Source organism: Kitasatospora sp. NPDC094019, assembly GCF_044764505.1.
GTDB lineage: Bacteria > Actinomycetota > Actinomycetes > Streptomycetales > Streptomycetaceae > Kitasatospora.
The window spans coordinates 97324-118698 of record NZ_JBIWIF010000003.1 but is presented as its reverse complement, the minus strand read 5'-3'; the positions used below and the strand labels follow the sequence as shown (position 1 = coordinate 118698).

The following is a 21375-nucleotide window of genomic DNA, read 5'->3' as shown; positions in this document are numbered from 1 at the left end:
CGGCCGGTCCGGGCAGGGTTCCGCGACGGCCGCGACCGGGTGTCGGGGGGAGCCGTACGAGGTGCGGCGGCCGTAGGGGGGCCCGTGCGGGCCGAGAGCCGCAGGAGTCACCCGGGCGACGGCCGGTGCGAGCGGGCCGTACGGGCTTCGCGGGCCGGGCCGGCCGTGCGGACCGGCGGCGTCGGGCAGAGCGCCGCCGGTCCACGGCCCAGGGGCACCTCAGCCCTGGTACTGGACGATGATCTTCGTGAAGTCGTACGGGGACTGCGAGACGCCGCTGCACGCGTCGGCGTCGGTGCCGGAGCCGCAGGCGCGGTCACGGTTGACGGCCCAGAAGGTGAAGCGGCTGAGGTGGTGCTGCTGGGCGTACCCGAGCAGGGTGCGGAAGTCGGCGGTGGTGACGGTCTCGCCGGCCTCGTCGGTCTTCCCGTTCATCGAGGACACCCCGATGTGCCGGTACGCGGCGTCGTCGCTGTAGCCGTAGGCGCTCTTGACCGCGGCCTTCAGGCCCTCCAGGGCGCCGACCGACGCCTGCCCCATGGTGCCGCTGTGGCCGCCGAAGTCGAACGGCATGACCACCCAGCCGTCGTTGGCGAGGCCGGCCGCCGCGCCGCGCTTGATGAGGTCCTTGCCGGTGGCGTCGGGGCCGGTGGGAGTGGTGCCCATGGTGATGTAGGTGACGATCCCGGGGTTCTTCGTCTTGACGATCTTCAGGGCGTCGACCACTCGCTGACGCACCGTCGCGTTGCTGAACTCGGTGTCCTCGATGTCGATGTCGAACGCCTTGAGCTTGTAGGCGTCGATCACCTTCTGGTACGCGCCGGCCAGCGCGCCGGCGCTGGAACACTTCTCGCCGAGCTTGTTGCCGCTCCACCCGCCGACGGAGACGACCACGTCGCCGCCGGCCGCCCGGATCGACTTGATCGCGGTCTCGTCGGAGCCCCCGGTGAGTGGGCGGCTGCCGTCCCACTTCGGGTTGCACCCGCCGTCGGAGAGGATGAAGGCCAGCGTGAACCATTTGACGCCGGTCGCCTTCATCACATCGGTCGGCTTCTGCGGGTTGCCCCAGCCGAGGTACTCGTACGGCGCGACGGCCATCCCGGGCGCGGCCGCGACGGCGGGGTCCGCCGCGGCGGAGGCCACCGGGGCCAGCAGGAGGGCGGCCGGCCCGAGAGTGGCGGCCAGCAGCGGGGCGGTCAGGCGGACTCCGATGGTCTTGCGCATGCCAACTCGCTTTCGTCGATCCACCGTACCGGGGGTGGCGGGAGGTCAGGGGGAGGCGGGAGGAGCGGCCGTGGCGGACGGCGACGGTCCGCGGCGGGTGTCTCACAGAATCGGGGCACCGGGCGCCGTGGTCAATGGATTTGGTTAGGAAAGTTTCCGAATGATTGGTCGGTGGACTCTCGGCCACTCGTCCGATGACCCACCCGGCGACCCATCTGACGACTCACCCGATGACCCACCCGGTGACGGATCGCCTCGGAGTGGAGGGGGGTCGAAATACCCCCGCGCGCCCTCGCGCGCGCCGCCACCCTATTTGGGAAACTTTCCTAACTATATCTATTGACGGGTCCGTGCCGGGTAGCGATCCTGAACACCGCGTGCCCGGTGGCCACCCGCGCTCACGCGGCGCCGTGTTCCAGGCGCCCTCCCCCCACGTGATCCCTGATCAGAGAATCGAGTAGACGTGCACCGATTCAGGAGTGCCCTCGCGGCCGGCGTACTGGCCCCCACCGTTCTCGCCCTGCTGCCCGTCGCCGCCACCGCCGCAGCCCCCACCGCCGCGGCCCCCACCCGCTACGAGGCCGAGAACGCCTTTCTCTCCCAGGGCGCGGTCGCCACCAACCACACCGGCTACTCCGGCAGCGGCTTCGTCGACTACACCAACGTCACCGGCGGCTACGTCGAGTGGACCGTGACCTCGGCCGCCGCGGGGCCCGCCACCCTCGCCCTTCGCTACGCCAACGGCACCACCGCCGACCGGCGGATGGAGATCAAGGTCAACGGCACCGTCGCGTCCGCCGGCCTCTCCTTCCCCGCCACCACCACCTGGGACACCTGGGCGAACGTCACCCTCACCGTCCAGCTCAAGGCCGGCACCAACACCGTCCGCGCCACCGCCCTCACGGCCAACGGCGGACCCAACGCCGATTATCTGGACGTCACTCCGCAGTCCGCGGGCGGCGGCCCGGCCGTCCCGTTCGGCAGTCACGCCTTCCCGTACGCGGCCGGCACGCTGCGCCCGAGCGGAACCACGGCCGCCGTCGACCAGCAGGTGGTGGACAAGTACAACTCCTGGAAGGCGTCCTTCCTCAAGCAGAACTGCGGCAACGGCTGGTACCAGGTCATCTCGCCCGACGCCGACCACCCCTACGTCGCCGAGGGCCAGGGCTACGGCCTGGTGATCACGGCCCTGATGGCCGGCGCCGACCCGAACGCCAAGACGGCCTTCGACGGCCTGGTCAAGTACGTGCTCGCCCACCCCTCGGTCAACAACGCGAACCTGCTGGCCGCCGAGCAGGACACCTCCTGCCGGAGCGTCAACGGCTCGGACTCGGCGACCGACGGTGACCTCGACGTCGCCTACGGGCTGCTGCTGGCCGACAAGCAGTGGGGATCCGCCGGGACGTACAACTACAAGGACCTGGCGATCAAGCACATCAACGCCATCAAGGCGAGCGAGGTGAACCCCACCACGCACCTGATGAAGCTCGGCGACTGGTCCGACTCGGGTGACCAGTACTACTGGACGACCCGTTCCTCGGACTGGATGATCGACCACTTCCGCGCCTTCCGCACCGCGACCGGTGACGGCGCCTGGGACACGATCCGCACGGCCCACCAGAACCTGATCACCTCGCAGCAGTCCAAGTACGCCGCCTCCACCGGTCTGCTCGCCGACTTCGTGGTCAACACCAACACCACGCCGAAGCCGGCCGCCGGACAGGTGCTGGAGAGCCCCAACGACGGTGACTTCGGCTGGAACGCGTGCCGTGACCCGTGGCGGATCGGCACCGACGCCGTCACCAGCGGCGACGCCGCCTCGCTCGCCTCGGCCCGCAAGCTGAACTCCTGGATCAAGGCCAAGACCGGCGGCAACGCCGGCTCGGTCGCCAACGGCTACCACCTCAACGGTTCGGCCTTCGACACCGGCAGCGACATGGCCTTCACCGCGCCGTTCGTGGTCACCGCGATGACCGACCCGGGCTCCCAGACCTGGCTGGACGCGCTCTGGAGCAAGCTGGTCGCCACCCCCATCAGCCCGTCCACCTACTACGGGGGCAGTGTCCAGCTCCAGTCGATGATCGTGGCCTCCGGCAACTACTGGGTGCCGTAACCTCGGCGGACCCCCCTGCATGAGTGCCGCCACAGCGGCGCCGGACGCCGATCGGGCCGTGCCCCGGGGAACACCTCCCCGGGGCACGGCCCCGCGTGCCGTCCGGCCGGGGTCCCGGCGGCCTACGCGAGCGGGCGGATGTCGGGCCAGGTGGCGTCCACGTGGGTCTCGCAGGCGTCCTCGGTGCCGGTGAAGCCGGTGGGGTGCCAGCCGGCGGGGGTGGGCAGGTCGGCGGGGAAGAGGGCGTGCTGCTGCTGGTCGTTGACCAGGACGGTCCACTGCACGGCGGGCTCCAGGTGCACGGTGGGCTCCAGGGACGAGGGGACGGGGCGGTCGGTCAGCGGAAGCCGCCGTCGATGCGGAGGACCTCGCCGGTGAGGTAGCTCGCCCGGTCGGAGAGGAGGAAGGCGACCAGGTCGGCCACCTCCTCCGGGTGGCCGAGGCGACGCAGGGCGACCTGTTCGAGGGACCGCTCGACGGCCTCCTCCGGCAGTTGCGCGACCAGGTCGGTGTCGATGTAGCCGGGGGCGACGGCGTTGGCGCGGATGCCGTAGCGCCCGACCTCCTGGGCGAGCGAGCGGGTGAAGCCGATGATGCCGGCCTTGGTCGCCGCGTAGTTGGTCTGCCCGGGATTGCCGCAGATCCCGGCGACGGAGGACAGGGTGACGATGGCGCCGTGGCGGCGCAGCACCATGCCGTCGACGACCGCGCGGCAGGCGTGGTAGACGCCGCTGAGGTTGACCTGCAGCACGTCCTGCCAGTCCTGGTCCTCCATCAGCAGCAGCGGGGTGTCGCGGAGGATCGCCGCCGAGGCGACCAGTGCGGTGATCGGGCCGAGCGCGTCCTCGGCGCCGTCCACCAGGTCGCGGACGGCCTCGGCGTCCGCGACGTCGGTCCGGCGCACGTAGGCGGCGCGGCCGAGGTCCAGCAGCTCCTTCTCCAGCGAGCGGGCGGACTCGGCGTCGGCGCTGTAGCAGAGGGCGATGTCGTATCCGTCCTCGGCCAGCCGCAGGGCGGTGGCGCGGCCGATTCCGCGGGTGCCACCGGTGATCAGCGCGACGGGGTCGGCGGTCCGGTTCATCGAGGGCCTTTCGGGTCGAACGGGCGGGGAGTCGAGGGGAGATCGGGCGGGGAGGGGCCGGGGAGGCGGCGGGGGATCAGGTCGTCGGACGGTCGCGGACGCGACGCCGCAGCTCGGCCAGCGGGAGGTCGGTCCGGTGCGTCAACAGCTCCAGCACGAGGGGCCATTGGCGCATCATGGCGGCCATCGAACGCGGGTCGATCCGGTCCGGCGAGTACAGCCACAGGCCGCGCAGCCCGGCCTCGGACTCGTGCATCATCAGGTAGAGGTCGGCGTTGTGCGGGCGCATCTCGGTGACCAGTTCCGGGATCACCTCGGCGTCGCCCACGGCGAGGCTCAGCGGCGCCGCCGTGAGGCCGTGCAGGTCCAGCGGATCGCCCGCGACGTTCAGCAGGTTGAACAGCAGCCGCAGCGGGTTGTGGTCCTCCCCGGCGTCCTTGCGGAGCTGCCGCAGCGGGACCTCCTGGTGCAGGTGGGCGTCCAGGACACCGGCCCGGACGGCGGCCAGCAGCTCGCGGACGGTCGCGTCGGCGGCCGGGCGGGGGCGGACCACGACCGGGTTGATGAAGAAGCCGATCATCTGCTCGGTCTGCGGGTGCTCCCGGCCGGCCAGCGGGAAGCCGACCGCGAGGTCACCGCCCGGAGCCGCGTCCGCAGTCCCGTCCAGAGTTCCGGTCGGAGTTCCGGTCGGGGTCCGGTCCGGCTCCTCGCTCCGCGCGTAGCTCTGCAGCAGGAGATGGAAGCCGGTCAGCAGCAGCATGAACAGGGTCACGCCCTCGCGCTGCGCCGCCTCCTTGAGGGCCGAGGTGAGCGCGGGCTCCAGCACGAAGCCGCTGGTGTACCCGGTGACGGCCCCGGTCCGCTGGTGCTCCGGCGCCTCGAACCTGGGCAGTGCCGGCAGATCCGCCAACAGCCTTTCCCAGTAGGCGAGATGTTCGTCGAACACACCGTCCGCCAGCCGTCGCCGCTGCCAGGCCGCCCAGTCCGGGTACTGCGCGGACGGCGCGGGCAGGCGCGGCTCGCGGCCCAGCACCCGGGCCGCGTACAGCTCGCCCAGCTCGCGGCCCAGCAGCGCGTACGACCACAGGTCGACCACGATGTGGTGCAGCACCAGCACCAGCACCCACTCGCCGGGCTCGGTGGCGACCAGGGTGCCCCGTACCAACGGGCCCTCGGCCAGCCGGAACGGGCGGTCCACCTCGGCCGCGACGAGTCGGCGCACCGCCTCCCGGCGGTCGGCGGCGGGTTCGCCGCGCAGGTCGACGGTGGCGAGCGGCCAGCCGCCGACGGGGTCGACCAGTTGGCGCCAGTCGCCGGGGCCGTCCTCGACGATCCTGGTCCGCAGCGCCTCGTGGCGGTCCACGATCGTGTCGAGACTCGCCCGCAGCGCCGCCGGGTCGAGGGTGCCGGTGAGCACGGTCGCGGTGATGACGTTGTGGTGCGAGGATCCCGGGTCGACGGGCTGGTGCATGATGTCCAGCTGGGCGAAGGACAGCGGCAGGCCGTGGGTGCGGTCGGCCGTCGGCACGTGGTCGGTGGCCGGGCCGGCCAGGCCGGCCCGGGCTGCCCGGGTGGGCCGGGTACGGCGGCGGGCGGTGGGCCCGGCGGGCGGCGGACCACCGGCGCCGGGCAGGGCGGCGCACCCGGCCACGGCCCTGAGGGCGGCGAACCAGGTCTCCGCCAGTTCGCGCACCTCGGGCTCCGTCAGCGGGCCCTCCGCCCAGGTCCAGCCGGCCGCCAGCCGGGGGCCGTCGGGGCTGTCGTAGGTGACGGCGTTGAGCTCCACCGGGTGGGTGAGCAGCCCGGCCGGGGCGTCCGGGTCGCCCAGGGCGAGCGCCGCGTCGGCGGTGACCGGCGCCCAGGGGGTGTCCGGTCCGGCGTCGGCGAAGCGACCCAGGTAGTTGAACGCGACCTGGGGGGAGGGCAGTTCGGCCAGCACGGGGGCCGTCGCGGGGTTGAGCCGCCGCAGCAGCCCGTGACCGAGGCCGTCTCCGGGCAGCGCGGCCAGCTGTTCGCGGATCCGGACGACGGCGGCGGCCAGCTCGCTCCCGGCCTCGGTGACCAGGGTCCAGCTCAGTGGGCCGGGGGCGAGCCGGACCGGCTGGACGCTGGTGAACCAGCCCACGGTGCGGGACAGGTCGACGCCGTCGGCGAGATCCTCCTGACGGCCGTGGTTCTCCACGGTGACGAGGACGCCGTCGGCCGGTGGGTCCAGCGGTGCGCGGCGGCGGCGCCACTCCTCCAGGGCGATGCCGAACGCGGCCAGCAGCACTTCCTGCACGCCGGTGTGGAACGCGCCGGGGGCGGTGCCGAGCAGGGCGGCGGTGTCCTCGGGCGGGAGGGTGAGAACGAGACGCCCGGAGACGGAGCCTGACCCGGTGTCGGAGCCGGTGTCGGTGTCAGAGCCGGTGCCGGGCCCGGTGTCGGAGCCTGTGTCGGAGCCGACGACCCCACCCGTTGCGGGCAGCAGCGCCGGGGTCCCGGTCAGCAGCTCCTGCCACGCGGGGAGTTCGGCCAGCCGGTCCGGGTCCGCGGCCTCGGCGGCCAGCAGCTCGGACCAGCGGCGCACCGAGGTGCCGACGGGAGCCAGGACCACCGGACGGTCCGCGAGAGCGGCCTCGCCGGCGGCCCGCAGGTCCGGCAGCAGGATCCGCCAGGACACCCCGTCCACCACCAGGTGGTGCAGGACCAGCAGCAGCCGACCGGGCGCGTGCTCCCCGGCGTCCAGCCAGACCGCCCGGAGCATCACCCCGGCGGCCGGGTCCAACAGGCGCCGGGCGGCTGCCGCCCGGGTGGCGGTCAGCGCCCGCAGCCGTTCGGGGTCCGCGCCGACGGCGTCCACCCGGACCAGGTGCTCGGCGACCCGCACCGAGCCGACCGGGCCGACCTCCAGCCCCCACCGGCCGTCCGGTCCCGCGGTCAACCGGGATCGCAGCACGGCGTGGTGGTCCACCAGCGCCTGGAGCGCGGTGGTGAGTCGCGGCAGGTCCAGCACCCCGGCCGGTGGCAGGGCGACCACCGCCTCCTGGCTGAACCCGCCGATCGGGGTGTCCAGTTCGCGCAGCCACTCGACGATCGGGGTCGGCCCGACCGTGCCGGTGCCGGGGTCCTCGACCCCGGCCGCGCCGTCCGCGGGGACGGCCACGGCCGCCAGCGCGGCCACCGACTGGTGGGCCAGGACGTCCCGGGCACTGATCACCAGCCCGGCGCTGCGGGCCTGGGAGACCACCTGGATGGCCTGGATGCTGTCACCGCCGAGGTCGAAGAAGCCGTCCCCGGTGCCGACTTCGGGCAGCCCGAGGACCTCGGCGTAGATCGCGCACAAGGTCTTCTCGGCCGGGGTGCGCGGCCGGCCGGACCCGGCGCCGGGGGTGAAGCCGGGAGCCGGCAGCCGGTCGCGGTCCACCTTGCCGTTGGCGGTGAGCGGCAGTTCGGCCAGCACCACCACCGCGGCCGGGACCAGGTACGGCGGCAGCTCGGCGGCCAGCGCGGACCGCACCTCCGCCGGGTCCGGCGCCGCCCCCGGCCGCGGGACCAGGTAGCCGACCAGGACGCGCTGCCCCGGCCGGTCCTCCCGGACCGTCACCACGGCCCGGGCGGTGTCCGGGCGGGCGGCCAGAGCGGACTCGATCTCACCCAGCTCGATCCGGAAGCCCCGGACCTTCACCTGGTGGTCGGTGCGGCCGAGGAAGTCCAGCCGACCGTCCGCCCGCCAGCGGACGAGGTCCCCGGTCCGGTACATCCGGGTGCCGGGCGCGCCGTACGGGTCGGGAAGGAAGCGGCGCGCGGTCAGCCCGGGCCGGCCCAGGTAGCCGCGGGCCAGGCCCGCGCCCGCCACGAACAGCTCGCCGGGCACGCCGGCGGGCACGGGTCGCAGCCGCTCGTCCAGGACGTACACCCGGGCGCCCGCGATCGGCCGGCCGACCGGCGGGGCACCGGCGCCGGGCGCCAGCGGCCCGGTCAGGGTGGCGCACACCGTGGTCTCCGTCGGCCCGTAGGCGTTGACCATCCGCCGGTCCGCCGACCAGCGGTCGGCCAGCGCGGCCGGGCAGGACTCGCCCGCGACCACCAGGGACAGCCCGGCGGGCAGCCCGCCTTCCGGCACGGCGGCCAGCACACTGGGCGGCAGCGTCGCATTGGTGACGCCGTAGCGCTCGCAGGTCCGGGTCAGCGGCTCGCCGGGGAGCAGTTCCTCCTTGGGGACGACCACCAGCGCGGCGCCGGTCAGCAGTGCGTCGCAGCGCTCCGCCACCGAGGCGTCGAAGCTCGGCGAGGCGAACTGCAGCACCCGGCTGCGCTCGTCCAGCCCGAAGCCCTCGGCCTGTGCCGCGACCAGGCCGGGGATGCCGGTGTGGGTGACCACCACGCCCTTGGGGGTGCCGGTGGAGCCGGAGGTGTAGATGATGTACGCGGCGTGCGCCGGGGTCAGCGGCTCGGCGCGGTCGGCGTCGGTCGGCGCGCCGTCGGGTTGCGCGGCCAGCTCCGCGAGCACCTCGGGCCGGTCCAGTCGCAGCACCGGGACCTCGCCGTCCGGCAGCGCGCCGGCCGAGCGGTCGTCGGTCAGCAGCAGCACCGGGCGGGCGTCGTCGAGCAGGAAGGCGATCCGCGCCGCCGGGTAGTCCGGGTCGACCGGCAGGTAGGCGGAGCCGGCCTTGACCACGGCCAGCATGGCCACCACCGACCGGGCCGAGCGGCCCAGCGCCACCGCGACCGGCCGCTCCGGGCCCGCGCCGCGGGCGATCAGCAGACGGGCCAGTCGGTTGGCCTCGGCGTCCAGCTGCGCGTAGGTCAGCTCCCGCCCGGGGTCGACGACCGCGGTCCGGTCCGGGCAACGGGCCGCCCGGGCCTCGAACAGCGCGGGCAGGGTGGCGGGGACGGCTGCCGCGTGCTCCTGGCCGACTGGGCCGGCGGGGGCCGCCGGAAGGGCGGCGCCGGCCCAGTCGGCCAGCAGCCGGTGCCGCTCGTCGGTGGAGAGCAGCTCGGCCTCGGCGACCGGGCGGTCCGGCGCGGCGCACACCGCCGCCAGCATCCGCCGCAGGCGTTCGGCCAACAGCTCGACGGTGCCCGGGTCGAAGACGTCGGCGTTGTACTCCACGACGCCGTCGATCCCGGCGGGCGCGCCGTTGCCGGGCGCACGTCGGCCGGTCAGCGAGAACACCAGGTCCATCCGGGCCCCGCCACTGTCCACCGGCACGGCCTCCTCGGCCAGGCCGGGCAGGCCCAGCACCGCGTCCGGGACGTTCTGCCAGGCCAGCAGCACCTGGAACAGCGGGTGGTGCGCGGTGGTGCGGGCCGGGCGCAGCGCGTCCACCAGGAACTCGAACGGGACGTCCTGGTGGGCGTACCCGTCCAGACCGCGTTCACGGACCCTGGCCAGCAGCTCGCGGAAGGTCGGCGCGCCGGACAGGTCGGCGCGCAGGACCAGGGTGTTCACGAAGAAGCCGACCAGGTCCTCGGTGGCGGCGTCGGTGCGGCCGGCGACGGTCGCACCGACCGGGATGTCGTCCCCGGCGCCGAGCCGGTGCAGCAGTGCGGCCAGGGCCGCGTGCACGACCATGAACTCGCTGGCGTCGAACCGGCGGGCGAGCGCGGCGACGGCGGTGTGCAGCCCGGCGTCCCAGCGCAGGGCGACGGTGCCGCCCCGGTGGGTGGCCGCGGCCGGGTGCGGGCGGTCGGTGGGCAGCGCGATCCGCTCCGGCAGTCCGGCCAGGGCCTCGCGCCAGTAGGCGAGTTGGCGGTGGCGCAGGCTGTCGGGGTCGTCCTGGCCGCCGAGCAGCCGGTGCTGCCACAGCGTGTAGTCGGCGTACTGCACCGGCAATGGCGCCCACGACGGCGGGCGCCCGCCGAGGCGCGCGGTGTAGGCGGTGGCGAGGTCGCGGCCGAGCAGGGCGACGGACCAGCCGTCGGCGGCGATGTGGTGCACCACCAGGACCAGCGTGTGCCGCTCCAGGCCGTGCACCAGCAGTTCGGCGTGCAGCGGGAGGTGGGCGGTCAGGTCGAAGCGGTGCCGCGCGGCGGCCCTCACGGCGGCGGACGCGGGGGCTTCCGTCCCGGACCGTTCGCTCTCCGGCGCCGCGGTGACGGTCAGCGCCGGGCGGGCGGCGGCCGGGTCGAGGACGTGCTGGCGCGGCACCCCGCCGGTGTCCGGGAAGACGGTGCGCAGCGCCTCGTGCCGCTCCACCACGTCGGCGAGCGCGGCCCGCAGGGCGTCGGTGTCCAGGGGGCCGGTGAGCCGTACCGCCATCGGGATGTTGTAGGTGGCGGAGGGTCCCTCCAGCCGGTCGAGGAACCACAGGCGGCGCTGGGCGAAGGACAACGGCAGTTCGGCGGGCCGGGGTTCGGGTGCCAGCGCCGGGCGGGGCGCGGCGGCGGACCGGCCGGGGCCGCCGTCGCCGTCGCCGCCGTCGCCGTCGGTGTCGGCGCCGAGGCGTTCGGCGAGGCGTTCGGCCAGTCCGGCCACCGTCGGGGTCTCGAACAGCGCCCGGACCTGGACCTCGGCGCCGAGCGCGGCCCGGATCTGGGAGACCAGCCGGGTGGCGAGCAGCGAGTGGCCGCCCAGGTCGAAGAAGCTGTCGTGGACGCCGACCGCCGGTACTCCGAGCACCTTGGCGAACAGCGCGCAGAGCGCCTCCTCGCGCTCGTCGCGCGGGGCGACGTACACCGCGTCGAGGTCGCGGCGGTCGCCGTCGGGCGCGGGCAGTGCCTTGCGGTCGGTCTTGCCGTTGGGCGTCAGCGGCAGCGCGTCCAGCAGGACGAACGCGGAGGGGACCATGTAGCCGGGCAGCCGTTCGGCGAGGGCCGAGCGCAGCACCGGGACGAGCCGGCGGGCGAGACGGCGACGGGTGCCGTTGACGAGGCGGCTCCAGTCCGGCTCCGCCGCCGGTGCCCGCACGGCGGGCGGGAGGGCCGGCGGGAGGGCGGACCGGGGCCCGCCGTCGGTGTCGAGCGGACGGGCGAGCAGGGTGAGCGCGCCGTCCGGGCCGTGCCCGGACCAGTCGAGGTCGATCCGGTAGCCGAGCGCCTCGCCGAGGGCCCAGAGTTCCTCGGGGTCGACGGCCTCGGGCCGGTCCGCGGGCGGCTCGGGGCCGTCGTCGAGCCGGGCGAGGGTGTCGGCGAGGTCGCGGAGCCGGGCGTTGGGCACTCCGCGGACGTCGAGCGGCGCGGGGCGGCGGGTCGCCAGCCGCTCGCGCAGCGCGGCCACGGTCAGGCCCTCGGCGGCCCAGTCGAGCGGTTCGGCCCGCGGCAACTCGGAGTCCAGCGGCTCGGCCCCCGGCGCCTCCGCGGCGGAGCCGGTGGTGGCCGCCGCGGTGGTGAGGACGACGTCGTAGCGGAACCGGGTCAGCTCGTTGGCGGTGGCGGCCCGCTTGGGCAGCACCCGGACCTCGCGGACCGCCGGGAACCGGCTCGGGAGCGCGGTGAACAGCGCCGGGTCGAGGACGAGTTCCTCGTCCTCGGCCAGGCGGCGCCGGGTCCGGGCGAGCAACTGGGCGTCCGGCAGGCCCGGTTCGGCTTGGGCGAGCTGGACCGAGAGGTGGAACGACTCCAGCAGCGGCAGACTGCGGATGTCGCCGAGGAACAGCGCACCGCCCGGGGCGAGCCGGGGCAGCGCGCCCTCGATCACCCGCAGCAGGTAGCGCTCGTCGGGGAAGTACTGGACCACCGAGTTGAGCACGATCACATCGAAGAGCCGCTCGGGCAGCCGGTCGAGCCGGTCGGCCGCGCAGAGGTGCAGCGCGATCTCGCCGAGGGTGTCACCGCCGCCGTCGACGACCTCGCGCAGGCCGGTGAGGGCGACCTCGGAGATGTCGGTTCCCCAGTAGCGGTCGACGCCGGGGGCGACCCGCTGGAGGATCAGCCCGGTGCCGCAGCCGATCTCCAGTACCGAGCGCGGGCGCAGGGCGAGCACCCGCTCGGCGGTGCGGTCGGCCCACTCGCGCATCTCCCCGGCCGGGATCGGCTCGCCGGTGTAGCTGCTGTTCCAGCCGCGCAGGTCCTCGCGGGGGACATCGGCGCCGGTGTCGGTGTCGGGGGTGAGGGCCGGGGCCGGGGCGGCGTCCGGGTCGTCGTACGCGGTGTCCCAGATCCGGCGCCACTCCTCGACCTGGTCCGGCCACTCCTCCGCCGGGCCGGAGCCCCCGTCGGCCGCCGGCACCACGTACGCCACCAGCCGCTGGTCACCGGGGACGTCCTCCCGGACCGTCACCACCGCGTGGCCGACCTCGGGCCGCCGGGCCAGCTCGCTCTCGATCTCGCCGAGCTCGATCCGGAAGCCCCGCACCTTCACCTGGTGGTCCAGCCGCCCGAGGAACTCGATGCCGCCGTCCCGCCGTCGGCGCACCAGGTCCCCGGTGCGGTAGAGCCGGTCCTGCGGCCCGGCGCCGAACGGGTGCGGGACGAACCGCTCGGCGGTCAGCTCCGGGCGGCCCAGGTAGCCCCGGGCCAGGCCGGCGCCGCCGATGTACAGCTCGCCGGGCACCCCGGCCGGCACCAGCCGGCCCTGCTCGTCGAGCACGTGCAGTTCGGTGTTGGCGATCGGCGCGCCGATCGAGATCGGGCCGTCCCCGACCTCGGCCACCGCCGACCAGATGGTGGTCTCGGTGGGTCCGTACATGTTCCACAGCTCCACGCCGCCGGCCCGCAGCCGCCGGGCCAGTTCGGCCGGAAGCGCCTCGCCGCCCGCGAGGGCCCGCAGCCCGGGCGCGCCCGGCCAGCCCGCGTCCAGCAGCATCCGCCAGGTGGACGGCGTGGCCTGGACGACGCTCGCCCCGGAGGCGGCCAGCAGTCGGGACAACCGCTCGCCGTCGGCGGCCGCGCCGCGTTCGGCGACCACCACCCGGGCGCCGGTGACCAGCGGCAGCAGCAGTTCCAGCAGCGAGATGTCGAAGGAGTGGGTGGTGACGGCGAGCAGGGTGTCCCCGGCCGTCAGGCCCGGCCGTTCCCGCATCGAGCGCAGGAAGTTGTCCAGAGCCCGGTGCGGGACCTGGACGCCCTTGGGCTGCCCGGTCGAGCCCGAGGTGTAGATGACGTAGGCGAGGTCCTCCTCGGCGACCCGCGCCGCGTCGGGCCCGGAGCCCGGCAAGTCCTCCGGTTCGTCCAGGCAGAGCAGCTCGGCGGTGGTCGCGGGCAGCCGCTCCGCCACCGGCCGCTGGGTGAGCAGCACCCGCAGGCCGGAGTCGGCCAGCATGTACGCGATCCGCTCCGGCGGGAACTCCGGGTCGATCGGGACGAACGCGCCGCCCGACTTCAACACCGCGAGCAGGGCCACCACCAGGTCGACCGAGCGCTCGGTGCAGACGCCCACCAGGACGTCCCGGCCCACGCCGTGCGAGCGGAGGCGGCGGGCCAGCCGGTCGGAGCGCCGGTCCAGCTCGGCGTAGTCCAGCGCCTCGGCGCCGCAGCGCACCGCCTCGGCGGCCGGGGTACGGGCGGCCCACTCGGCGAACAGGCGGTGGACCGGGGTCCGGTCGGGCCACTCCCGGCGGGTGCCGTCGCCCTGTTCGCGCAGCTGCCGCTCCTCCTCGGCCGCGAGCATCGGCACCGCGCCCACCGGGCGGTCGGGACCGGCGAGCAGCTGCTCCACCAGCAGCCGCAGGTGGGTGGCGAGTTGGTCGACGGTGGCCGGGTCGAAGAGGTCGCTGTTGTACTCGAACCGGCCGCTCAGGCCGTCCGGGCGGTCGAAGACCTGGAGCTCCAGGTCGAACCGGGCGGTGCTGCCGGGCACCTCGATCGGCTCCAGGCGCAGGCCCGCCGCGTCGAAGGAGGGCATGGCGATGTTCTGGAACACGAACGAGACCTGGAACACCGGGGTGCGGGAGAGGTCCCGGCGCGGGTGCAGTTCCTCCACCAGCCGCTCGAACGGCAGCTCCTGGTGCGCGAACGCGCCCAGACACACCGGCCGCACCCGGCCGAGCAGTTCACGGAAGGACGGCGCGCCCGAGAGATCGGTGCGCAGCGCCAGCATATTGGCGAAGTAGCCGATCAGCCGCTCGACCTCGGGCCGGCCCCGGTTGGCGACCGGCACGCCGACGACCACGTCCTCCTCCCGGGTGTAGCGGTGCAGCAGCACCTGGAAGGCGGCGAGCAGGGTCATGAACGGGGTGACGCCCTCGGAGCGGCTGAACTTCCGGACCTGATCCATCAGTTCGGCGGACAGCGCGAACGGGCGGGAGCCGCCCCGGGTGCTCTGCACGGGCGGGCGGGGCCGGTCGGTCGGCAGCTCCAGGGCGGCCGGGGCGCCGTCGAGCGTCCGCTTCCAGTACTCCAGGTCGGACCTCGCGCCGTCCCCGTCCAGCCGCTTGCGCTGCCACACCGCGTAGTCGGCGTACTGGATGGGGAGTTCGGGCAGGGCGGGCTCGGTGCCGCTCGCGAAGCCGCCGTAGAGCGTGACCAGTTCGTCCAGGAACACCGAGGTGGACCAGAGGTCACCGGCGATGTGATGGATCGTCAGCAGAAGGACGTGGTCGTCGTCGGCGAGCCGCAGGAAGCGCATCCGCACCAGCGGGCCGGCGGCCAGGTCGAACGGGCGGGCGAACTCCTCCTGGGCCAGGGCCCGCACGCCGTCCTCGCCGGCCGGCCCGGCCAGGTGCTCGCACGGTACGACGGTGAAGCCCGGCTCGGCACCCTCGGTGACCACCTGGACGGGCTCGCCGTCCACCGCCCGGAAGGTGGTGCGCAGCGCCTCGTGGCGCCGGGCGATCGCGGAGACGGCGCGCCGCCAGAGGTCCAGGTCGAGCGGGCCGCGGATCCGGGTGGCGCCGCAGACGTTGTAGGCGGTGTCGCCCGGCGTCAGCTGGTCCAGGAACCACATCCGCTGCTGCGGGAAGGAGGCCGGGAACCGGTGTTCCCGGGGCCGGGCGGCCTTCTTGCGGCGCAGGCGCTCGGCGAGGAGGGCGCGCTTCTCGGCGGCGGTGAGCGTCGCGGGGTCGGGGGTGGTCATCGCACGTCCGTCCTCGGGTGTTCCGTGGGTGTCGCGGGTGCTCATGCCTGGTCCCCCCGGTCGGTGGCCTGCTCGGCGGCCTCCGCGGCGGCCTCTTCGGCGAGCAGGGCCTGGAGGCGCGCCTCGACCTCCTCGTCGGACAGGTCGTCGAAGTCCTCGAAGTCGTCGAGCCCGTCGAGCCCGTCGAGCCCGTTGGTTCCGTCGAGTCCGTGGAGCCCGCCGGGGTCGGTGGTCGTCCGGTCGCCCCCGGCGCGGCTCAGGGCCTCGATGGTGTCCCCGGCCGCGCCTCCCGCACCGCCCCCGCTCCCGTCGCCGCCCCCGGCCAGCAGGTCGACGGTGTGCGCGACGGTGGGGGACTGGAAGAAGTCCCGCAGGTCGAGCTCGGTGCCGAAGCGGCTCCGGATCCGGGTGTTGATCTGCACGGCGGCCAGGGAATGGCCGCCCAGGGCGAAGAAGTCGTCGTGCACGCCGACCTCCTCGACGCCCAGGACCTCCCGCCAGAGCGCCGCGACGGCCTCCTCCCGCTCGGTCGCGGGCGCCACGAACGGGGTCGCCAGCTCCGGCCGGGGGTGACTGCCGCCGAGCGGGGCCAATTGCTCCAGTTCGCGGGCCAGCAGCGCCGGGGTGATCGAGCGGGCCAGTCGCCGCAGCGCCGTGAAGTCCTGCGGGGTGACCACCAGGTGGGCGGGCGGCTCCGGCTGCGCCAGCACCCGGGCGAACGCGGCCCGGCCCTCCGGCTCGCCGAAGCCCTCGGCGAGCGCGGCCAGCGCCCCGCCGGCCCCGGTACCTGCCCCGGCCCCCGTGGCCCCGCCGGCGCCGCTGTCCCCGGCGTCCGCGCCGGCCGCCTCGGCCTCCGCGACGGTCCGTCCGATCTGGGTCAGCAGCGCCTCGACGTCATTGATCCGCTTGACCGTGAAGTCGGTCACGGCGACCAGCAACCGGCCGTCCGGATCGAGGAGTTCCAGGTCGCAGGTGAGCGTCTCGCCGGTCGAACCGGCCGGGTGCCTGATCTCCACCGCGACTTCCACCGTGCCGGTCAGCGGGTGCAGGATCCGCAGGCTGCGGTAGGTCAGCGGCAGGTAGTACGGGTCCTCGGCGTGCAGCCGGAAGACGCCGCCGGCCATGTCGAGCAGGGCCGGGTGCAGCGGGTAGTCCGCCAGGTCGGCGAGGAAGGCGTCGTCCAGCCGGAGGGTGGCGAGCATCCGCCGCCCACCGGTGCGGATGGTCTTCAGCACCTGCCAGCGGGGCCCGAACCAGAACCGCAGCGGCCCGCCTCCCTCCTCGAACCGCTCCACCCCGAGCCGACGGCGGATCTCCTCCTCGGTCTCCAGGACCTCCGTCACCTCGCAGCGCTCCGCCACCTCGGCCAGGTCGCGGACGACGTCCGGGCCGCGCTCGTGGAACGAGGCCGAGCCGGTCGCGTGCTCGCGCCACGGCGCGTCCGGCGCCGGGCGGCTGCGGACGGTGAAGTGCGGGCGGCCGTCCCGCTCCTCGATCGTGGTGAACACCGCCCGGTGCTGCCCGTCGGGGACGATCACCGGTGTCATGAACAGCACGTCGTGCAGTTCGATCTCCCGCCCCCCGGCCTGCCCGGCCAGCGCGGCCCGGACGAGTTCGAGGTAGGCGGTGCCCGGCACCAGTCCGTGGCCCATCAGCCGGTGGTCGTCGACGATCCAGCTGTCCGCGGTGGAGAGCACCGTCTCGTAGACGCGGGTGGTGCCCTCGGCGCGGACCGGGCGCAGCAGCGGGTGGCCGGTCTCCGGCCCGGTGGCGGCCGCCCGGCCGGTGAGTCCGGCGGCCATGCCGACGCCCTCCCAGGTGCCCCAGCCGAGCGCGGTCACCGGTCGGCCCTGTCGGCGGCGCCAGTGGGCGAAGGCGTCCAGGAAGGCGTTGGCCGCGCCGTAGTCGCTCTGGCCGGGGCCGCCGAGCACGGCGCTGACGGAGGAGCAGAGCAGCAGGAAGTCCAGCGGGTCGTCCGCGCACAGCCGGTCCAGCAGCAGGGTGCCGACGGTCTTCGCCGCCAGGACGGCGTCCGCGTCCTCCCGGGTGCGGCGGGCGAGCATGCCGGTGGACGGCGCCCCGGCCGCGTGCACCACGCCGTTCAGCGGGCCGAACCGGGCGCGCAGGGCGGCCAGCGCGGCGCCGAGTTCGCGCTCGTCGGTGACGTCGGCCCGCAGCAGGACGATCCGGGCGCCGCGGTCCCGGAGCCGGGTGAGCCGGCGGATCCGGGCGGAGGTCGGGTCCTGCTCGCCGTGCTCCTCCAGCCAGGCCGGCCAGTCCTCCTCGGCGGGGAAGTCGGAGCGTCCGAGCAGGCCCAGCACCGGCTCCCGCACGACCTCGGCCAGCTGTTCGGCGAGGGCCAGGCCGACACCGCCCAGGCCACCGGTGACCAGGTGGACGCCGCCGTCGCGGAGGTGCGCCGGGCGGGCGCCCGGTCCGTCCGGCCCTTCGGCGTCGTCGTCGGCCGCCGCGTCCGCGGCCGGGAGCGGGAGCGGGTCGAAGTCACGGGCCCACCAGTGCCGGCCGCGCAGGGCCAGCTCGCGTTCCGCGGGGTCGCGCAGCAGCAGCTCGCGCACGGCGCGCAGCGCCTCCGCGGCCGGGGCGGCCGGGTCGGTGCCGGTGACGTCCAGAAGGCGGCACTCGACGTCCGGCAACTCCTGGGGGATCACCGCGCAGGGGCCCGCCAGCAGGGCCTGTTCGGGCCGCAGCGGTTCGTCGCCGGTGACGCTGTGGACGCCCCGGCAGAGCACGTCGAGGGTGACCGGGACGGCGGGGCGGGCGTCGGTCAGGGCCTGGGCGAGGGCGGCCAGGCTGTCGAGGCCGAGGCGGCGGGCGGCGTTCAGCCGGGCCTCGTCCAGTGCCCCGCCGGCCGTCGTCGCGCTGTCCAGGACCTCGCTGTCGGGCAGGCCGTCACCGAGACTGAACAGGTGCACCAGGCGCAGCGAGGTCGCGCCCCGGAGGTCCAGCGCGCCGAGCAGCGCGGCGGCCTGCGCGCGGTCGTCCGGGTCGAGCGACCAGGCGTTCGCGCCGCGGGCGTGCGGACCGGGGACGCGCAGTCCGTCGGAGCGCTCGGAGCCGTCGGTGACGCCCACCCGGACCACGGCGGCGCCGTCCTCGGCCAGCCGCCCGGCCAGCGCGGCGCCGAGGCCGGTGCCGTCGCCCAGCACCACCCACAGTGGCCCGCCCTCCGTCCCGCCCGCACCGGTGCGGGCGGGGCCGGTGGGCGGGGCGAGGCGCCGCCAGCCGGGGGTGCGGAACCAGTCCTCGACCGGGACCGGCCCGGCCGCGGGCACACGCCCGGCGGCCGCCGGGTCGGCCGGCCCGGTGCGGTCCGGCTCCACCCAGTAGCGCTGCCGCTGGAAGGCGTAGCCGGGCAGCCGCAGCACCTGCCCGTCGGCACCCGGCCGCAGGACGTCGGCGTCGACCTGCACGCCCGCGCTCCACAGCGCGCCCAGGCCCCGGCGCAGCACGAGCGCGTCGTCCTCCCGCTCCTGCGGGTGGCGCAGCGAGCCGGCGACCGTCCGGCCCTCCTGCCAGGCGCCGTGGCGGCGGACGAAGTCGCCGAGGGTGTGCCCGGGACCGACCTCCAGCAACACCCAGGACGGGTCCGCGAGCAGCAGCGCGGCCGCGTCGGCGAAGCGGACCGGCTGCCGCAGGTGGCGGCCCCAGTACTCCGGGTCGGTCGCCTCCTGCCCGGTGATCCAGGTGCCGGTGACATTGGAGCAGAACGGGATCAGCGGCGGGTTCGCGCGCACCGCGCGGACCGCCTCGACCAGCGGGCCGACCGCGCCGTCCATGGCGGGGGAGTGGAAGGCGTGCGAGGTGTGCAGCCGGCGGCAGGGGACGGCGGCCTCCTTCAGCCGTCGCTCCAGCCCGTCCACCGCGTCCGCCGGGCCGGAGACGACGCTCAGACCGGTGGAGTTGAGGGCGGCCACGGCGAGGCCGGAGCCCCCGGCCAGCCACGGGGCGAGCTCCCGCTCGGACAGGAACACGGTGAGCATCGACCCGGTGGGCATCGCCGCGACCAGCCGGCCCCGGGCCGCCACCAGCCGGACGGCGTCCGCCAGGTCGAACACGCCCGCCAGGCAGGCGGCGACGTACTCGCCGACGCTGTGGCCGACCATCGCGTCCGGCCGCACGCCCCAGGCGTTCCACTGCCGGGCCAGCGCGTACTCCACCAGGAACAGCGCGGGCTGGGCGTACTCGGTGCGGGTCAGCCGTTCCGCCGCCGCCTCGGCGTCCCCGGCGGCGGGGAACAGCAGCGCGCGCGGGTCCTCGCCCAGCTCGGCGGCGAACAGCTCGGCGCAGTGGTCGAGTTCGGCGGTGAACACCGCCTCCCGCCGGTACAGGCCGCGGGCCATGTCGACGTACTGGGTGCCCTGACCGGGGAACAGGAACGCCACCCGGGCGCCCTCGGAAGCCTCGGCGGTGCCGGCGCGGGTGACGGCGCGCAGCGCGGCCACCGCCCCGGCCCGGTCGCGGGCCACCGCGGTGGTGCGGCGGCCGAAGGCGCGGCGGCGGTGGACCAGGGTGTGGGCGAGGTCGTCGAGCCGCAGGCCGGGGTGGGCCTCCAGGTGGTCGGCGAGCCGTCGGGCGCCCTCGGCGACGGCCTCCGCGGTGCGCCCGGACAACGGGAGCAGGACGGGCGCGGTGTCCTCGTCGACGAGTGCGGCCGAGGGCGAGGGGTCCGGTGCGGGGGCCTCCTCCAGTACCAGGTGCGCATTGGTGCCGCCGATGCCGAAGGAGCTGACCCCGGCCCGGCGCGGCCGCTCCCCCCGGGGCCACGGCCGCAGCCGGTCGTTGACGAAGAACGGACCGGATTCCAGATCGAGTTCGGGATTGGGCTTGGTGAAGTGCAGGGACGGCGGAATGGCCTCGTGCCGCAGCGCCAGTACCGTCTTGATCAGCGCGGCGACCCCGGCGGCGGCGTCCAGGTGGCCGATGTTGCTCTTGACCGAGCCGATCGCGCAGTAGCCGGTGTCCTCGGTGTCCTCGCGGAACGCCCGGGTCAGCGCGGCGAGTTCGATCGGGTCGCCGAGCGCGGTGCCGGTGCCGTGGGTCTCCACGTAGCCGACCGAGCCCGCGTCGACCCCGGCCATCGCCAGCGCCTCGGAGACCACCGCGGCCTGCCCGTCGACGCTCGGCGCGGTGTAACCGGCCTTCAGTGAACCGTCGTTGTTGACCGCCGAGCCCAGCACCACGGCGTCCACCGGGTCGCCGTCGCGCCGCGCGTCGGCGAGCCGGCGCAGCACCACCACGCCGACGCCGTTGCCGGGCACGGTGCCGCCCGCCGAGGCGTCGAACGGCCGGCAGTGCCCGTCGGGGGAGAGGATGCCGCCCGGCTCGTACTGGTAGCCCTGCTCCAGCGGGGAGCCGATCGACACCCCGCCGGCCAGGGCGAGGTCGCACTCGCCGTTGAGCAGGCTCTGGCAGGCCAGGTGAACGGCGGTGAGCGAGGTCGAGCAGGCCGTCTGCACGCTCATCGCCGGGCCGGTGAGGCCCAGCTTGTAGGCGGCCCTGGTGGCCAGGAAGTCCTTGTCGGAGGCCAGCAGCGTCTGGTAGGGCCCCGCCGATTCGAAGACCCGCCGGTTGGCGGTGACGTTGTGCAGCAGATAGGTGTTCATCCCGGCGCCGGCGAACACCCCGATCCGGCCCTCGAAGTCCTCCGGCACGCAGCCGGCCGACTCCAGGGCCTCCCAGGCGCACTCCAGGAACACCCGGTGCTGCGGGTCCATGATCTCGGCCTCGCGCGGGCTGTAGCCGAAGAAGGCCGCGTCGAAGCGGTCGGCCCCGGCGAGCACGCCCTTGGCCCGGACGTAGCCGTCCCGGCCGGACACCTCCGGGTCCACTCCGGCGGCCAGCAGCGCGGCCTCGGAGAGCACCTCGATCGACTCCCGGCCCTCCTCCAGGTTCCTCCAGAAAGTGTCGACGTCGGGGGCGCCGGGGAAGCGGCCGGCCATCCCCACGACGGCGATCTGGTCGAGTTCTTCGGACATCTCCGGCATCGGGGCCACCTGTCGC

At 75.1% G+C, this 21375-nt stretch carries 6 protein-coding genes; 1 reads left to right on the top strand and 5 read right to left on the bottom strand.

The window, feature by feature from the left end:
• Window positions 1-219: 219 nt before the first annotated feature.
• Window positions 220-1224, bottom strand: a complete 1005-nt coding sequence (locus tag ACIQ9P_RS08350) for a chitinase (protein ID WP_402351716.1) — start codon at window positions 1222-1224, stop codon at window positions 220-222.
• 463 nt (window positions 1225-1687) lie between these two features.
• Here ACIQ9P_RS08350 and ACIQ9P_RS08345 point away from each other — a divergent pair, with 463 nt between their 5' ends.
• Window positions 1688-3337 carry a glycosyl hydrolase family 8 gene (locus tag ACIQ9P_RS08345; RefSeq protein WP_402351713.1) on the top strand — a complete coding sequence of 550 codons (1650 nt, stop codon included), beginning with the start codon at window positions 1688-1690 and terminating at the stop codon, window positions 3335-3337.
• A gap of 122 nt (window positions 3338-3459) precedes the next feature.
• On the opposite strand, the gene ACIQ9P_RS08340 is transcribed toward ACIQ9P_RS08345, so the two are convergent.
• The 4 genes from ACIQ9P_RS08340 to ACIQ9P_RS08325 all read right to left on the bottom strand — a co-directional run bounded on the left by ACIQ9P_RS08340 (window position 3460) and on the right by ACIQ9P_RS08325 (window position 21359).
• On the bottom strand, window positions 3460-3639 hold the full coding sequence (locus ACIQ9P_RS08340) for an MbtH family NRPS accessory protein (protein WP_402351710.1): 180 nt from the start codon (window positions 3637-3639) through the stop codon (window positions 3460-3462).
• Between the two features lie 35 nt (window positions 3640-3674).
• Window positions 3675-4418, bottom strand: a complete 744-nt coding sequence (gene fabG / locus ACIQ9P_RS08335; RefSeq protein ID WP_402351707.1) for a 3-oxoacyl-ACP reductase FabG — start codon at window positions 4416-4418, stop codon at window positions 3675-3677.
• Window positions 4419-4494: 76 nt separating this feature from the next.
• Window positions 4495-15399 carry an amino acid adenylation domain-containing protein gene (locus tag ACIQ9P_RS08330; RefSeq protein ID WP_402351704.1) on the bottom strand — a complete coding sequence of 3635 codons (10905 nt, stop codon included), beginning with the start codon at window positions 15397-15399 and terminating at the stop codon, window positions 4495-4497.
• Entirely contained in the window at window positions 15396-21359 is a 5964-nt protein-coding gene (locus ACIQ9P_RS08325) for an SDR family NAD(P)-dependent oxidoreductase (RefSeq protein ID WP_402351701.1), read from the bottom strand. Before ACIQ9P_RS08325 ends, ACIQ9P_RS08330 begins: the two co-directional genes overlap by 4 nt.
• Window positions 21360-21375 lie beyond the last annotated feature (16 nt).

What these genes read in the sequence shown, in the direction of transcription:
- ACIQ9P_RS08350 (WP_402351716.1), bottom strand. Translation starts at nt 1,224, where the DNA reads ATGCGCAAGACCATCGGAGTCCGCCTGACCGCCCCGCTGCTGGCCGCC.
- fabG (WP_402351707.1), bottom strand. Translation starts at nt 4,418, where the DNA reads ATGAACCGGACCGCCGACCCCGTCGCGCTGATCACCGGTGGCACCCGC.
- ACIQ9P_RS08330 (WP_402351704.1), bottom strand. Translation starts at nt 15,399, where the DNA reads ATGAGCACCCGCGACACCCACGGAACACCCGAGGACGGACGTGCGATG.
- ACIQ9P_RS08325 (WP_402351701.1), bottom strand. Translation starts at nt 21,359, where the DNA reads ATGCCGGAGATGTCCGAAGAACTCGACCAGATCGCCGTCGTGGGGATG.